Origin of the sequence: Modestobacter sp. DSM 44400, assembly GCF_900107175.1 — a bacterium.
Taxonomy (GTDB): domain Bacteria; phylum Actinomycetota; class Actinomycetes; order Mycobacteriales; family Geodermatophilaceae; genus Modestobacter.
Genome location: NZ_FNOZ01000005.1, coordinates 88,999 through 104,705, shown reverse-complemented (window position 1 = coordinate 104,705; position 15,707 = coordinate 88,999). Strand labels below are relative to the sequence as shown.

Sequence of the window (15,707 nt, the reverse complement as noted above, 5' to 3'; positions counted from 1 at the left end):
GAAGCGGAACGGCCGGGCCGTGCTGACCGTGCTCAGGGGCCGCCGCCCTCCGTCGACGTCGGCGGCTCGTCGGAGGGGCGGTCGCGTGGCTGGGTGGGCCGGTGCGGCTGGTAGCTGCCCTTTTCGGGGGTGGCCCCCGGCGCGTCGAGGATGTCGCGTGGCGGGTCCAGGCCCTCGGGGTCGCGGCCGGGGTCGTCGGGTTCCTGCGGTGTGCTCATGGGCTGTCCCTCCGTGCGTGGAGCGCGGTCGCAGCGGCCCTACCCGCCGGCCCCCGGCGCAACCGGCTCCGCGACGGGCAGCCGGCCGCCGTCCCACTCATCGGGCTGGTCGCGCATGCCCAGCAGCGGCGCCGGCGGAGAACACCAGCCCGACGACGGACTCGCTCAGTCCGAGCCGGCGGATCGCGTAGAGGACGAGCAGCGCCCCCGTGAACGAGCCGGCCAGGTTGGCGAGCCCGGTGCAGGCCACCATCCGGCGCAGCAGCGGATGGCGGACGACGAAGGACAGCCCCTCGGCGATCTCCACGCGCAGCGGCCGGCGAGCAGCCCGGTCCGGAACGACGTCGGGCCGGCTGGTGCGCCCGATGAACAGCGCCGACAGCAGGAAGGAGAACGCGTCGACGGCGATGAGGGCCGGCGCACCGAGCACCCGGATGAGCACGCCGGTGATACCGGGGCCCGCGACCTGGGCGACCGCGCGGCTGGCCTCCAGCTTGGAGTTCCCGTCGACGATCTGGTTCCTGTCCACCAGCCAGGGCAGGTAGCTCTGGTAGCCGACGTCGAAGAACACGGTGGCGGTCCCGGACACCAGTGCGACCACGTAGAGCTGCCCAGGGTCAGCACGTCGAAGGCGGCGGCGACCGGCAGCGAGCCGATGGCGACCGCCCGCACCAGGTCCCCGGTGACGCGCACCCGCTTGCGGCGCCAGCGGTCCACCCAGGCACCCGCCGGGAGCCCGATGACCAGGAAGGCCAGCGTCTCCAGGGACGTCAGGACGCCCATCTGGAAGGGCGTCGCCGCCAGCATCGTGACCGCCAGCAGTGGCAGGGCCACCAGGGTCACCTGGCTGCCCACCTGGCTCACCGTCTCCGCGGCCCACAGCTGCCGGAAGTCGCGGTGCCGCCAGAGGCTGCGCGGAGTGCCCACCGCGGCGGTCGGGGCGCCGGGACCAGGAGCATCGATCACTGTCCCTCGTGCCCCTGGAGCCCGGTCCCCGGCGCCACCGGTTCCGCATCATCGGGCAGCCGGCCGCCGTCCCACCCGTCGGGGAGGTCGCGCATTCCGATCAGTGGGCTCAGTACGACCCAGGCTGCGGCCAGGGCCTGGCCGCCGACGGCGATCCACAGCGTCGGGACGACGCCGAGCCAGGTGCCGAGCGCCCCGCCGAGCAGGCCGCCCACCGGCATCGTGCCGTAGACCAGGAACCGGACCGAGGCGTTCATCCGGCCCAGCAGCGTTGGCGGACACAGCCGCTGGCGGAAGCTGACCTGGGTGACGTTGTAGACGACCACCGCCCAGCTGAACGCGAACTGGCTGAGCACCAACAGCACCACCGGAGCGCCCACGGACGCCAGCGGGGTGAGCGCGGCGAACGGAACGGTCACCAGGATGGACAGCGGGATGGCCCGGCCTTCACCGACCCACCGGGTGAAACGGGCGCCGGTCACCGCGCCGACCAGCCCGCCGACCGCGCCGGCGGAGAAGATGAAGCCGAGCTGGCTCTCCGACAGGCCCAGCTGGCGCAGCGCGAAGAGGACCAGCAGCGTGTAGGCGATCGTGGAGAACAAGTTCGACGTCCCGGTGCAGGCCACGATCCGGCGCAGCAGCGGGTGACGGACGACGAAGGACAGCCCCTCGGCGATCTCGGTCCGCATCGGTCGCCGGGTGGCGCGGTCGGGCACCCGGTCGGGCTGCCGGATGCCGCCGATGAGCAGCGCGGAGATCAGGAAGGAGACCGCGTCGACCGTGATGAGCAGCGGGGCGCCGACCACGCGCAGGAGGACACCGGCCGCGCCCGGCCCGGCGACCTGGGCCACCGCCCGGCTGGCCTCCAGCTTCCCGTTGCCGTCGACGATCTGATCCCGGTCGACCAGCGCCGGCAGGTAGCTCTGGTAGGCGACGTCGAAGAAGACGGTCGCCGTGCCGGTGACCGCGGCGACGACGAACAGCTGCCCGAGCGTCAGCAGGTCGGCCAGGTAGGCGGTCGGCAGCGTCGCCAGGGTGACCGCCCGGACGACGTCGGCGAACACCAGCACGCGCTTGCGGCGCCACCGGTCCACCCACGCGCCGGCCGGCAGCCCGATCACCAGGAAGGCCGCGGTCTCCAGCGCGGTCAGGTAGCCCATCTGCAGCGGGGACGCGGCCAGGTACGTGACCGCCAGCACCGGCAGCGCAAGCTGGGTCACCTGGGTGCCCACCTGGCTGACGGTCTCCGCCGCCCACAGGTGCCCGAAGTCGCGGTGCCGCCAGAGGCTGCGCGGAGGGGTCACGCGCGGCAGCCTGGGCCTCCCATTGGGCAATGTCAATCACTTATCGGCGTGTCCGCCTAGGCTCTGTCCCATGAGCGGGGACGGCCCGGTGAAGCGCCCGGGGAGGGACGGCATCCGCCGTCCGGCGACCGACGCCGAGGCCCGCGCACTGGCCTCCGCCGTCCGGCTGCGGGTGCTGCGGCTGTGCCTGGATGAGGCGCTGACCAACCGGGAGATTGCGTCCCGGCTGGACCGGAACCCGGCCAGCGTGCTGCACCACGTCCGGACGCTGGTCGACGCGGGCTTTCTGGCACCGGAGCAGGAGCGGCGGGGCAGCCGCGGCGCTCGCGAGGTGCCCTACCGGGCGACCGGGAAGAGCTGGCTGATGGACCTCGACGGCCGTCCCGCCCCGGCCCGGGACCCGCTGCTGGCCGCGTTCCTCGACGAGGTCGCCGGCGTGGGGGAGGACCAGCTGTCCAGCACCCGGCTGGGCCTGCGGCTGTCCGTGGCGGAGCTGGCGGAGTTCCGGGACCGGCTGTACGGGCTGCTGGACGAGTTCGCCCGCCGGCCGGCCGACCCGGCCGGCGAGAAGTGGTCGGTCTATCTCGGGATGCACCCGGACGGCTGAGGCGTTGTACCCGGCGATGACAACTCAGATGCCCCTGACGCTGGGGCGTGCCACGCTGGAGACGATGACGACAGCCCAGAACCGAGCCCTGCCCGACCAGGCGGAGGCGCGCGCCGACACGGCCGCGCGTTCCGCGCCCCGGTCCGAGGAGCCCCCGATCGACGACACCACCGGGTCCTACGCCCTGGAGGAGCGTGGTTCCCTCCGCCGCGTCGCCGGGCTGGGCACCGAGCTCACCGACGTCACCGAGGTCGAGTACCGGCAGCTGCGCCTGGAGCGTGTGGTGCTGGTCGGGGTCTGGACCGAGGGGACGGCGGTCGACGCGCAGCGCTCGCTGGTCGAGCTGGCCGCGCTGGCCGAGACGGCCGGCTCCGAGGTGCTCGAGGCCCTCGTGCAGCGGCGGGACAAGCCCGACCCGGCCACCTACGTTGGGTCGGGCAAGGCCAACGAGATCCGTGACATCGTCGCGGACACCGGCGCCGACACCGTGGTCTTCGACGGTGAGCTGACCCCCGGCCAGCTCAACCAGCTGGAGAAGGTGCTCAAGGTCAAGGTGGTCGACCGGACCGCGCTGATCCTGGACATCTTCGCCCAGCACGCGACCAGCCGGGAGGGCAAGGCCCAGGTCGAGCTGGCCCAGATGCAGTACATGCTGCCGCGGCTGCGCGGCTGGGGTGAGTCGCTGAGCCGGCAGGCCGGTGGTCGCGTCGCAGGCGGTGGCGGCATCGGTACCCGTGGTCCGGGTGAGACGAAGATCGAGACCGACCGTCGGCGGATCCGGTCGCGGGTGAGCAAGCTGCGCCGGGAGATCGCCGGGATGGCCACCGCACGGGCGACCCAGCGCTCCTCGCGGGACCGCAACGCGGTGCCCAGCGTGGCCATCGCCGGGTACACCAATGCCGGGAAGTCCAGCCTGCTCAACCAGCTCACCGACGCCGGGGTGCTGGTGCAGGATGCGCTGTTCGCCACGCTGGACCCCACGGTCCGCCGGGCGGAGACCGCCGAGGGCCGCGAGTACACCCTCACCGACACGGTCGGGTTCGTGCGGCACCTGCCGCACCAGCTCGTCGACGCCTTCCGGTCGACGCTGGAGGAGGTGGCGGCCGCCGACCTGCTGCTGCACATCGTCGACGGCTCCGACCCCGATCCACTCGGCCAGATCAACGCCGTCCGGGTCGTGTTGAACGAGATCGACGCCGCGGCGGTGCCGGAGCTGATCGTGGTCAACAAGGTCGACGCGATGACCGAGGAGGACGTGCTGCTCCTGCGGCAGGCCCTGCCCGGCGCGTTGTGGGTGTCCGCCCGGACCGGGGAGGGCATCGGCGCGCTGCGCGAGGTCATCGCCGGACGGCTGCCGCACCCCGAAGTCGACGTCGACGTGCTGGTGCCCTACGACCGGGGTGACCTGGTCGCCCGGGTGCACCGGGACGGCGAGGTGCTCACCGAGGATCACGAGGCCGAGGGCACGCGCCTGTCGGCCCGGGTCGACGCCGGCCTGGCCGCAGCGCTGGCCGTGTTCACCGCACCGGTCGCCTGACCGCCGTCCCGGCCCGGGTCCTCGACGGAGGACCCGGGCCGGTCCGCGGCGGGTTCCGGAACGGCGTGTCGAGACGGTCACGGGCAGGTCACGGTCCCGGTACCGTGAGGTCGTGGCCAGCGGTGCGGTGCAGCGGACGGCGGAACCCCTCGGGGAACCGTCCGTGCCTGTGCGCGCGCGGGTGATCGGCACCGGCCGGCCGCCGTGGTGGGCGCTGGCGCTGGCCGCGGTGGTCGCCCTCGTGGTCACCGTCGACCTGCTCACCCGGGGCAGGCTGGAGGGCATGGACCTGCGGGTCTCCGAGGTGGTCAGTTCCTGGGATCTGCGGCACTCCTCGGCGTACTGGCCCGTGTGGGTGTTCACCCAGGCCGGGGGCCGGGGTTTCATCCTCATCGTGCTGGCCGGCCTGGTCGGCTGGCTGTGGTGGCGGGAACGCACGCTGGTGCCGCTGGTCCGCGTCCTGCTGGCCCTCGTGCTGCTCACCGGGGTCGTCTACGCCTTCAAGTGGGGCACCGGGCGCACCGCGCCGGCCTACCCCGGCTCCTTCTTCCACCGCGAGGGCGCCAGCTACCCCTCCGGTCACGTGGCCAACGCCGTGCTCATGTGGGGCGTGGCTCGCTGGCAGGTCGTGGAGTTCGGCCTGCCGGACCGGGTCCAGCGGGCCGCCTGGGTGCTGAGCCTGGCGGGGCCGGTGGCGACGGGTGTGGCCATGGTGGCGCTGGACTTCCACTGGGTCACCGATGCGGTCGTCGGCGCCGCCGTCGGCGTCCTGCTCCTGGGCGTGGTGCACCTGCTCGATGCGCTGGTGCTGACACGCTGGGTGCGTGCCAGAGCAGGCCGTCGGCAGGCGTAGCCCGGCCGGCCGCGCCGTCCGCCCCGCCGGTGCGCTGGTGGCCGTCCCGCTGGGCCTGCTGTGGGCCGTGCTCCCCGCCTCCCCGGTGGCCGCCGAGTCGACGGCCGGGCCGGTGGTCGACGCCTACGGCGCCCCCGCGACGCAGTGCACGATCACCGATCCTCGGTTGCCTGAGCTCTCCGGCCTGGCCACCGCGGGCGCGAGCCTGCTGGCGATGAACGACGGCGGGGACTCGGCCGTGGTCTACGTGCTCGACGCTGCCTGCGCAGTGAGCGAGGTGCGGTCGGCCCCGGTCGACCCCTTCGACCCCGAGGACCTCGCGCCGGCCGCCGACGGCACGATCTGGCTGGCCGACACCGGCGACAACCGCCAGAGTCGCACCACGGTGGCAATGATCGGGATGCGTCCGGACGGCGGCGCGTCGCTGACCCGGCTCACCTACCCCGACGGCGCGCACGACGCCGAGGCCCTGCTGCTGGCCCCGGACGGCACGCCGTATCTGGTGACCAAGGAGGTCCTGGGTGCCAGCGCGGTGTACCGGCCCGACGCTCCGATGGTCGACGGGGCGACGCTGACCATGTCGAAGGTCGCCCAGTTGGGCTTCACGCTCACCGGCACGCCGGGCGGCCCGGTCGGTCGGGCCGGGCAGCTGCTCGTCACCGGCGGGGCCGTGTCCGGCGACGGGCAGCGCATTGCGCTGCGCACGTACACCGACGCCTACGTCTGGCCGCTGAAGGGGTCCGACATCGTGGGCGCCCTGCAGGGCGCGCCCGCGCGGGTGCCGCTCCCGGAGTCGCCACAGGGCGAGGCGATCGCCTTCGCCGAGAACGGGCGCGACCTGCTCGTCTCCGGGGAGGGGATGCCAGCCGTGGTCACGGTGCTCCCCGTGGACGGCGCCGTCGCCCCCGCTGCGTCGACCGCGCCGGCCGGCCCGGCGGCGGCCGCGCTGCCGGACACGGGGCGGGCCGGCGTCCTCACCGCCGCGGCGATCGCCGCGGCGGTGGCCACCATCCTCGTCTGGAGCTGGGGAAGGCTGCGCCGTCGGGCCTGAGGCCTCCCCGTCGCACCGGTTGGGTCAGACTCGGCGCAGCACCGTGACGACCCGGCCCAGGACCGTGGCGTCGTCGCCCGGGATGGGCTCGTAGGCAGGGTTGTGGGGCATCAGCCACACGTGACCGTCGCGTCGCTTATAGGTCTTCACGGTCGCCTCGCCGTCGATCATCGCCGCGACGATCTCGCCGTTCTCCGCGGTCGGCTGCTGGCGCACGACCACCCAGTCGCCGTCGCAGATGGCCGCCTCGACCATCGAGTCACCGGTCACCTTGAGCATGAAGAGGGTGCCCTCGCCGACGAGCTCGCGGGGCAGCGGGAAGACGTCCTCGACGGCCTGCTCGGCCAGCACCGGACCACCGGCGGCGATGCGGCCGACCAGGGGGACGTAGGTCGGCACCGGGGCGTGCGCCTCGTCGGTGCCGCTCCCCCCACCCGCGTCGGCCAGCGCCTGCGCCGACGGCGACGCACCGCCGGGGACCTCGCCCGGCAGGCGGACGTCGAGGGCGCGCGGCCGGTTGGGATCGCGGCGCAGCCAGCCCTTGCGCTGCAGGACCGACAGCTGGTGGGCGACCGAGGACGCGGAGGACAGACCGACGGCCTCGCCGATCTCCCGGACCGAAGGCGGGTAGCCGCGCCGCTCGATGGAGTCGCGGATGACGTCGAGCACCCGGCGCTGGCGCTGGGTGAGACCGTCGCCGGCCTCGCCGCGGTCAGGGAACTCGCGCACCGCGCCGCCGCCGGACTCGTCCGCCGGCCTCGGAGTGGCCCGCTTCCGACGGGGCGTGCCCGCCGTGTCCTCCGTCGTACGACTGTCGACCGCCATGTGTCCCCCTCGCCCGGCGCACCCCGCGGTGCGAACTCTGGTGATCAACACGGACAGTAACGTCTCCCCGCCTCTCGTTCAAACAGTTGTTCGAAGAACGCCGTGTCGAGGTGATTTCGTCGGTGGGCTCCGGTAGACATCGCACAGGCGTTCGAATCGAACAGACGTTCGACCCGGTCGGCGCCCGGATGTGAGGAGCGAGACGATGACCAGCGCAGAGTTCAGTGAGACCCCTGTTCCGCCGCCGCCGCCGCCGCCGCTGCCCGTCCGGTCGGCCGGCGCCCGGCCGCTCCCCGGCCGCCCGGCGGCCCGGCCGGACGCGTCGACTGCCCGGGGTCCGCAGTCGGCCGCGCCTGCCACCGCGCGTCGCGACGCCGTCCGGCCGGGTGCTCGGGCCGGACGGCACGACGGCGTCGCGGGTGCGCGGCCGGTCCGCGGCGGGTGCCCGTCCATTCCGGCAGGAGTGGCCCGGACGGCGAGGGAGCGGTACGCGGGGGAGGCGACGTCTGCTCCGCTGCGGTTGACCCGCCGCGGTCGCCGTCTCGTCGCGGCCCTGTCCGTCGCCACCGGGCTGACCATTGCCTCGGTGCTCCTGGTAGCCGAGTTCGACGGCGCCGGCCCCCGGCTCGAACTCGCCGGGCAGAGCAGCGTCGTCGTCCAGGCGGGCGACACGCTGTGGTCCATCGCGCGCGAGGTGGCCCCGGAGGAGGACGTGCGGGCCGTCGTCGACGCGATCGAGGACGCCAACGATCTCGGCGGCACGCTGCTGGCGCCGGGGCAGGTTCTCCAGCTCCCCTGACCCCCGCGGCCGGCAGTCAGTCCTGGGCGGTGCCGCCGCGCCCACTGCCGCCGCCGCCGCCCTGCCGCACGCCCTCCGCGGGCCCCCATCGAGCGACTGCTCCGGAGCTCCCGCCGGTGTGACCAGAGGGGCCGGGCGGTCCCCGGGGGTCAGGGTGGAACACGACATGCGCGTCAGGGCTTGCACACCTGTAGGGGTAGTCGTACGGTTCCACCACAACATCTAGTAGTTACAAAGTTGTAAGACCGTCCACAGGCCGTTCCACACGTTCTCCCCGGGCCATCCACCGGATGTCCCCGGACGAGTCCACAGGACGGCTCCAGGTCGCTCCGCCGAGGGTGTCACGTACCCACGGGCGGAGGCGTTCCGACACCTCGGAGAGGGGGTGAACCACCGCATGCGTTGCCCCTTCTGCCACAACCCCGACAGCCGCGTCGTCGACTCGCGGGAGACCGACGAGGGAGCCGCCACGCGCCGCCGCCGGTCCTGTCCCGGCTGTGGACGACGGTTCACCACCGTCGAGGAGGCGGTCCTGGCCGTGGTCAAGCGGAGCGGCGTCAGCGAGCCGTTCGACCGCGCCAAGGTGGTCGCCGGCGTCCGTAGGGCCTGTCAGGGCCGCCCGGTCGACGAGGACCAGCTGGCGCTACTGGCCCAGCGGGTCGAGGACGCCGTCCGGGGCACCGGTGCGGCGGAGATCCCCGCCCACGAGGTGGGGCTGGCCATCCTCAAGCCGTTGCGGGACCTCGACGAGGTCGCCTACCTGCGCTTCGCCAGCGTCTATCGCAACTTCTCCTCGGTCGCCGACTTCGAGAAGGAGATCGCCGAACTGCGGGCCGCCGAGTCGACCCGCTCCCCAGACCCCGGCAGCGCCGCCGTCACCTGAGAACCGTCAGACCCCACTGCTAGAGATGGCGGTGGGCCTGTTCCCGCACGACCCGCACCACCAGGAACCGCCCCGGCTTCGGCGCCCGCCGACTTCCCAGCCGCCGGTCCTGTCGCAGAGCTACTACAGGGGAGCCCCGCACGATGACCGAGACCACCGACCGCCTCTCGACCAACCGCCGTAGCAGCGGCGGCAAGTCGCCCAACCGCGGCAAGGCGCTGAAGGTCAAGCGCGTCTACACGACCCCTGGTGTGCACCCCTATGACGAGGTGACCTGGGAGCGTCGGGACGTCGTTCTGACCAACTGGCGGGACGGCTCCATCAACTTCGAGCAGCGCGGGGTCGAGTTCCCGGCCGGGTGGAGTCTCAACGCCACCAACATCGTCACCACGAAGTACTTCCGTGGGGCGGTCGGCTCGGCGCAGCGGGAGACCAGCCTGCGCCAGCTGATCGACCGCGTTGTGCTCACCTATGGCGCGGCCGGTCGCGAGTACGACTACTTCGCCACCGAGGGCGACGCCGAGATCTTCGAGCACGAGCTGACCTGGATGCTGCTGCACCAGGTGTTCAGCTTCAACTCGCCTGTCTGGTTCAACGTCGGCACCGCCTCGCCGCAGCAGGTCAGCGCCTGCTTCATCCTGGCCGTCGACGACACGATGGACTCGATCCTGAACTGGTACCGGGAAGAGGGCCTGATCTTCAAGGGCGGCTCCGGCGCCGGGCTCAACCTCTCCCGGATCCGCTCCTCCAAGGAGTTGCTGTCCTCCGGTGGCACCGCCTCGGGCCCGGTCTCCTTCATGCGCGGCGCCGACGCCTCCGCCGGCACCATCAAGTCCGGTGGCGCCACCCGCCGCGCGGCGAAGATGGTCGTGCTGGACATCGACCACCCCGACGTCGAGGAGTTCATCGAGACCAAGGCGCGCGAGGAGAACAAGATTCGCGCGCTGCGGGACGCCGGGTACGACATGGACCTCGGCGGCAAGGACATCACCAGCGTCCAGTACCAGAACGCCAACAACTCCGTCCGCGTCAACGAGGAGTTTATGCGCGCGGTGGAGGACGGCACCGAGTTCGGCCTGCGTGCCCGCTCCGACGGCTCGGTGATCGACACCGTCGACGCCAAGGCACTGTTCCGCAAGGTCACCCTGGCGGCGTGGGAGTGCGCCGACCCGGGCATCCAGTACGACGACATCATCAACGACTGGCACACCAACCCCGAGACGGGGCGGATCAACGCCTCGAACCCCTGCTCGGAGTACATGAGTCTGGACAACAGCTCGTGCAACCTCGCCTCGTTGAACCTGATGAAGTTCCTCAAGGACGACGGCACGTTCGACGCCAAGACCTTCGTCAAGGCCGTCGAGCTGGTCATCACCGCGATGGACATCTCCATCTGCTTCGCCGACTTCCCGACCGAGCCCATCGGGGAGACCACCCGCGCCTACCGGCAGCTGGGCATCGGCTACGCCAACCTCGGCGCCCTGCTGATGGCCACCGGCCACGCCTACGACTCGCGCGGTGGCCAGACGCTGGCCGCGGCGATCACCTCGCTGATGACCGGGACCGCCTACCGTCGCTCCGCTGAGCTGGCCGGCATCGTCGGCGCCTACGACGGCTTCGCCCGCAACGCCGACGCGCACGCCCGGGTGATGCGCAAGCACGCCGCGGCCAACGACGCCATCCGTCCGGTCGGCGCCGACGACGCAGACGTGCTGAAGGCCGCGACCGGCCAGTGGCAGGAGTGCCTGGCCATCGGCGCGGAGAACGGCTGGCGCAACGCGCAGGCCTCCGTACTGGCCCCCACCGGCACCATCGGCTTCATGATGGACTGCGACACGACCGGCATCGAGCCGGACTTCTCGCTGGTCAAGTTCAAGAAGCTGGTCGGCGGCGGCTCCATGCAGATCGTCAACCAGACGGTGCCGCGGGCACTGAAGAGCCTGGGCTACCAGGACGAGCAGGTCGAGGCGATCGTCGAGTTCATCGCCGAGCACGGCCACGTCGTCGACGCCCCGAGCCTGCGCCCGGAGCACTACGAGGTCTTCGACTGCGCGATGGGGGAGCGGGCCATCTCCCCGATGGGCCACGTCCGAATGATGGCCGCGGTCCAGCCGTTCATCTCCGGTGCCATCAGCAAGACGGTCAACATGCCGGAGTCGGCGACCATCGAGGACGTCGAGCACATCTACTTCCAGGGCTGGAAGCTCGGCCTCAAGGCGCTGGCGATCTACCGCGACAACTGCAAGGTCGGCCAGCCGCTGTCCGGTGGCAAGGGCAAGAACGACGGCACCAAGGCCGCGGCGGAGGCATCGGTGGCCACCCCGGCCGCCTCGCTCTCGCACCCGGTGCGCAAGCGGCTGCCCAAGAAGCGCACCAGCGTCACCACGTCCTTCAGCGTCGCCGGCGCCGAGGGCTACATGACCGCCGGGATGTACGAGGACGGCAGCCTCGGCGAGGTGTTTCTCAAGCTGGGCAAGCAGGGCTCAACGCTGGCCGGTGTGATGGACGCCTTCTCGATCGGCATCTCGCTCGCGCTGCAGCACGGTGTGCCGCTGGAGACCTACATCCAGAAGTTCACCAACATGCGCTTCGAGCCGGCCGGCATGACCGACGACCCGGACATCCGGATCGCCCAGTCGGTCATGGACTACATCTTCCGGCGGCTGGCGCTCGACCACCTGTCCGTCGACAAGCGGGCCAACCTCGGCATCTTCACCGCCGAAGAGCGGGCCGCCCAGGTGGCCGGGTCCTACGGCACCTCGGCCTCGACCCCCGCGGTCGAGGAGGACGACGTCGACCTGGAGCAGCTGCGCGGCTCGGCACCGATCGAGATCGCCAAGGTGGAGGAGAAGGTCACCCCGGCCGGCCCGAAGTCGGTCAAGGAGGCCCACTCCTCGGCCGAGCTGCTCGAGCTGGTCACCGGGACCGCCACCGACGCGCCGCTGTGCATGACCTGCGGCACGAAGATGCGCCCGGCCGGCAGCTGCTACGTCTGCGAGGGCTGCGGCTCGACCAGCGGCTGCAGCTGAGGTAGCCCGAACGTGGCGCCGGTGAGCACCGGCTGAGCGCGACTGAGCCCCGCACGGACGCCTCCGTGCGGGGCTTTGTCGTCCCCACGTCAGGCGGTCGGCGCGCTCAGGCCTGGCGGGGCTCGGTCGTCCCGTCGGGGAGGACGGCTGCGCCCTCGACGGTGGCCGCCCAGCTGGCGAAAACGCGCAGCGCATCAGCTGACGGAGAGGCCGACTCTGCGGTGTGGGTCAGGGCACGCACGCGGTACTGGAGTGCGTCGGTCACCTGCCCGCCTGCGAGGTGGCCTACGGCGTCGTGCGCCCCGGCGATGTGATCAGCCGGGTCGGCGTTCCCCGGTACGAGGAGACGCCGATCGGGTTCGGCAGCCCGTTCGGCGGCAACATCACCCTCACCGGTGGGCCGGCCCCGGTCCGCGCCTACATCGAGGAGCCCCTGCCCGACGTCCTGGAGCGCCGCATCGAGCCGAGCAAGGTGTTCGACCGCACCGTCGACCTCGACGGCGCCCTCGACGCCTACCGCGCCATGGACACCCGTGAGGCCTGAAGGTCCTCGTCCAGCCCTGACGGCCATGTAGGCCAGAACAAGGAGACAAGACAGGGGAGATCCCGCCCAAGCAGTCGACGGTCAAGGGCCCGGAGCAATGGTTCACCGGCCACTTCAACGTGATCACCAAGGGCGAAGCGCCCTCCCGGCTCCGCGTCAACACCGTCCGCTTCGCCCGTGCGCGCGGACCGCGTGGCACACGCACGCCTACGGGCGGACCTTGCACGTCACCGACGGGATCGAGTTGGTCCAGTCGCGCGGCGGCGACGTCGTCGTGATCCGCCCCGGCGATGTGATCTGGACGCCGCCGGGCAAGTGGCACTGGCACGGTGCCGCGCCCGACCAGTTCATGGTCCACACCGCGATCTGGGACGGCGACCCCGACGGCAGCGAGACCACCTGGGGCAACCTCGTCACCGACGACGAGTACGGCCAACAGCCGGTCTGACCCGCACCGGGACCGGACGTCCCCGGCCGGCTCAGCCCCGGGACACCGTCTCGACGATGGTCCTGGCGGCCGCCCGGCCCTCGGGTGTGGGGGTGAGCGGGTAGACGTGGACGGCGCCGTCGCAGACCGTCACTTCCAGGTGGGCGCCGGCGGCCGCGGCCCGATCCTGCAGGCGGAGGACGTCGGGGAGGCAGAGCTCACGGGTGCCGACGTACACGTCCATCGGGGCGATGCCGGCGAGTGGTCCGTTCAACGGGCTGAGCCGTGGGTCGGTCGGGTCGTTCCCGCGGGCCCACGCCGTCCCCGCCTCGATCAAACCGGCGCTGCTCAGCCAGGGGTCGCGGGCCTCGACGGCGGGAAGGCCGGGGTTGCGCAGGGTCAGGTCCAGCCAGGGGGACAGCAGGACCAGTCGCCGCGGCTGCGGCAGGCCGGCCGCGCCCAGGGTCTGGGCCACGCCCAGCGCCAGGCCACCGCCGGCGGAGTCCCCGACGAGGGCCACCACAGAGGCGCCCACGGCGGCCAGCAGCTGCCAGTAGACGGCGGTCACGAACGGATACGCCTCCCGGTGCGTGTGCCGGGGGGCGAGACCGTAGATGGGCACCTCCACCCGGACGCCGGCGTCGGCCAGCCGTGAGACCAGCGCCCAGTGCTGGGGCACGATCTCGTTGATGTACGCGCCGCCGTGCAGGTAGACCGCGGCGCGTTCCGCACGGCGCCCCCGCGGTGCGACCGTGTGGCAGTTGAACCCCTCGACCTGCCGGGTGCTCACCTCGTGCCGCTCGCGCACCGCCGCGGGCGGCTCCGACGTGCCCTTGGGCGCCGCGATGCGCTTCCGCGCGCGCTCGACGGTGGCCATCCGGGGCTTGCTGGTCAGCCGCAGGAACACCGCGACCGCTCTCATCTGCGGGCTGGCCATGTCCCCCGTCTCTGCTGTCGTTCGGCGTTCGCGCCGCCGCCGTACGCGCCGGGCCATGGCGCACGGTAGGCCGGCGGCGCTCCAGCTCATCAGCCGGGCGACCCCACCCGGCGGGCGCCCGGACCTGGCCCCGGCAGCTGGGCAGGTGACCCGGTGGACGCGTCGGACGCCGGCTGTACGTTCGGCCGGTGATCCCACCGGTCGTCGACAGTTCCTGGTGCCAGGCGCGGGGAGACTCCGTCGTCCTCGCTGACGTGCGCTGGTACCTGGACGGCCGGTCCGGCCGGGCGGCCTACGAGTCGGGGCACCTCCCCGGCGCGCTGTTCGTCGACCTGGACCGCTGGCTCGCCGCGCAGGGCGACCCGGAGTCCGGCCGGCACCCGCTGCCGGCGCCGGAGGTTTTCGCCGAGGGCATGGCCCAACTGGGCATCGGGGACGTCGATCCGGTGGTGGCCTACGACGACGCCGGCGGTGTCATCGCCGCCCGGCTGGTCTGGATGCTGCGGGTGACCGGTCACGACGCGGCCCTGCTCGACGGCGGCCTGTCGGCCTACGACGGCCCGCTGGAGCAGGCGACGCCGGCGCGGCCGCGCGCCGACTTCACCCCCCGCCCCTGGTCGGCCGACCGGCTGGCCGACATCGACGACGCCGGCGACCCGGCGAACGTGGTGCTCGACGCCCGCAACGCCGACCGCTTCCGGGGCGAGCAGGAACCGGTCGACCCGCGCCCCGGGCACGTCCCGGGCGCCCGGAACGTGCCCTGCCGCACGAACCTCGACGCGGACGGCCGATTCCTTCCGGCCGAGGAGCTGCGGCGCCGATTCCAGGAGGTCGGGGTCACCGGCGAGGCGTCGGTCGTGTCCTACTGCGGCTCGGGCGTGACCGCCTGCCACAACCTCCTGGCCCTCGAGCTGGCCGGCTTCGCGCCGGGCCGGCTGTACCCCGGCTCGTGGTCCCAGTACAGCCACGTCGCGGACCGTCCGGTCGCGCTCGGCGACTGATTCCTTCGCCTCTTCTCACGGGACGCCCCGGAATGGGACGCTCTCGGCCCGCAATCAGGACCGAGAAGGAGTCCGTGCCGTCTGTGCAGGTCGAGGGCCGGGTCGGTCGTGGTGTGCGGGTCCTCGCGGTGGGTGTTGCCGTCGTGATGACGGCGGCCGGTGCGACGTCTCCTGCGTCGCCCGTCCGGTACCCGCTCGTGCTGGCGGAGGGCGACGTCCCGGCCGTCGACGGCCGGGGAGGAGGCCACCTGACGGTCTCCATGGATCAGGTGCGGACCGGGGTCGTTCCGCCGTTCTCCCAGGTGGCCGACGACTGCGGGGTCGACTGCCGTTCGGCCCAGACGGTGCCGGTCGTGTTCACCTTCGAGGCCGCCGGCGGGTCCACCGGCGGGCTGACCGGGCACCTCACCGTCACCCCTGGGCCCGCGACGCCGGCGAACCTCGGCGACCTCGGCGTCTTCGTCGAGCCGGCGACCAAGGACGAGCACTACTGCCAGGACCCCCCGCCGCTGCCGACCACCGACACCTTCTACGCCCGGGGGACCTCGCGGGTCACCGGGTACGTCGTCCTGGCCCAGGCGGTCACCCCGGCGACCCCCGAGGGCGCCCCGAGGTCCTCCCCACGCTGCAGCTGCGTGTCTCGAACCTGCGCCTGCGCAGCGACTCGGGCCGGGAACGACCGCTCACCGTGGGCCTGCTGACCGGCGGCACCGCCTGCGCCGACGA

General features: G+C 72.7%; 16 protein-coding genes. 11 read left to right on the top strand and 5 right to left on the bottom strand.

From position 1 onward, the window contains the following. Positions 1-32: 32 nt before the first annotated feature. From BLW04_RS05565 to BLW04_RS05555, 3 genes are all read right to left on the bottom strand, one after another. A complete protein-coding gene (locus tag BLW04_RS05565) occupies positions 33-218 on the bottom strand; it encodes a hypothetical protein (RefSeq protein WP_091537781.1) in 186 nt (61 codons plus the stop codon). Positions 219-315: 97 nt separating this feature from the next. Beyond that, on the bottom strand, positions 316-807 hold the full coding sequence (locus BLW04_RS28105; protein WP_254781091.1) for an MFS transporter: 492 nt from the start codon (positions 805-807) through the stop codon (positions 316-318). A gap of 373 nt (positions 808-1,180) precedes the next feature. After that, positions 1,181-2,488: an MFS transporter gene (locus BLW04_RS05555; RefSeq protein WP_091537779.1), complete on the bottom strand. Its 1,308-nt coding sequence runs from the start codon at positions 2,486-2,488 to the stop codon at positions 1,181-1,183. Positions 2,489-2,558: 70 nt separating this feature from the next. On the opposite strand from BLW04_RS05555, the gene BLW04_RS05550 reads away from it, so the two are divergent. From BLW04_RS05550 to BLW04_RS05535, 4 genes are all read left to right on the top strand, one after another. Further along, the gene (locus BLW04_RS05550) at positions 2,559-3,095 is read left to right on the top strand and encodes an ArsR/SmtB family transcription factor (protein WP_091537778.1); all 537 of its coding nucleotides are present in this window, start codon (positions 2,559-2,561) and stop codon (positions 3,093-3,095) included. A gap of 64 nt (positions 3,096-3,159) precedes the next feature. Continuing rightward, the gene (hflX, locus tag BLW04_RS05545; protein WP_091537826.1) at positions 3,160-4,632 is read left to right on the top strand and encodes a GTPase HflX; all 1,473 of its coding nucleotides are present in this window, start codon (positions 3,160-3,162) and stop codon (positions 4,630-4,632) included. A gap of 163 nt (positions 4,633-4,795) precedes the next feature. Beyond that, entirely contained in the window at positions 4,796-5,485 is a 690-nt protein-coding gene (locus BLW04_RS05540) for a phosphatase PAP2 family protein (protein WP_091537824.1), read from the top strand. Next, positions 5,457-6,536, top strand: coding sequence for a hypothetical protein (locus BLW04_RS05535; protein WP_254781090.1), 1,080 nt, complete (start codon positions 5,457-5,459; stop codon positions 6,534-6,536). Before BLW04_RS05540 ends, BLW04_RS05535 begins: the two co-directional genes overlap by 29 nt. 24 nt (positions 6,537-6,560) lie before the next feature. Here the strand turns inward: BLW04_RS05535 and lexA are convergent, their stop codons facing one another. Beyond that, entirely contained in the window at positions 6,561-7,361 is an 801-nt protein-coding gene (gene lexA, locus BLW04_RS05530; RefSeq protein WP_091537777.1) for a transcriptional repressor LexA, read from the bottom strand. A 205-nt stretch (positions 7,362-7,566) separates the two neighbouring features. Here lexA and BLW04_RS05525 point away from each other — a divergent pair, with 205 nt between their 5' ends. The 5 genes from BLW04_RS05525 (at position 7,567) to BLW04_RS27350 (ending at position 13,064) form a co-directional block, all read left to right on the top strand. Next, positions 7,567-8,160 carry a LysM peptidoglycan-binding domain-containing protein gene (locus BLW04_RS05525; RefSeq protein ID WP_091537776.1) on the top strand — a complete coding sequence of 198 codons (594 nt, stop codon included), beginning with the start codon at positions 7,567-7,569 and terminating at the stop codon, positions 8,158-8,160. 385 nt (positions 8,161-8,545) lie between these two features. Beyond that, positions 8,546-9,043, top strand: a complete 498-nt coding sequence (gene nrdR / locus BLW04_RS05520; RefSeq protein ID WP_254781089.1) for a transcriptional regulator NrdR — start codon at positions 8,546-8,548, stop codon at positions 9,041-9,043. Positions 9,044-9,186: 143 nt separating this feature from the next. Beyond that, entirely contained in the window at positions 9,187-12,072 is a 2,886-nt protein-coding gene (locus tag BLW04_RS05515) for a vitamin B12-dependent ribonucleotide reductase (protein ID WP_091537775.1), read from the top strand. Between the two features lie 223 nt (positions 12,073-12,295). Continuing rightward, a complete protein-coding gene (locus BLW04_RS05510; RefSeq protein ID WP_217630856.1) occupies positions 12,296-12,616 on the top strand; it encodes an MDR/zinc-dependent alcohol dehydrogenase-like family protein in 321 nt (106 codons plus the stop codon). Positions 12,617-12,836: 220 nt separating this feature from the next. After that, complete coding sequence (locus BLW04_RS27350) at positions 12,837-13,064, top strand: cupin domain-containing protein (protein ID WP_217630855.1); 228 nt, start codon at positions 12,837-12,839, stop codon at positions 13,062-13,064. Positions 13,065-13,095: 31 nt separating this feature from the next. Here the strand turns inward: BLW04_RS27350 and BLW04_RS05500 are convergent, their stop codons facing one another. Then, positions 13,096-13,980: an alpha/beta hydrolase fold domain-containing protein gene (locus BLW04_RS05500; protein WP_091537774.1), complete on the bottom strand. Its 885-nt coding sequence runs from the start codon at positions 13,978-13,980 to the stop codon at positions 13,096-13,098. 188 nt (positions 13,981-14,168) lie between these two features. On the opposite strand from BLW04_RS05500, the gene BLW04_RS05495 reads away from it, so the two are divergent. After that, positions 14,169-14,981 (top strand): sulfurtransferase, encoded by an 813-nt coding sequence (locus BLW04_RS05495; protein ID WP_091537773.1) that lies wholly within the window; start codon positions 14,169-14,171, stop codon positions 14,979-14,981. 74 nt (positions 14,982-15,055) lie between these two features. After that, the gene (locus tag BLW04_RS05490; protein WP_139306743.1) at positions 15,056-15,682 is read left to right on the top strand and encodes a hypothetical protein; all 627 of its coding nucleotides are present in this window, start codon (positions 15,056-15,058) and stop codon (positions 15,680-15,682) included. Positions 15,683-15,707: the final 25 nt, after the last annotated feature.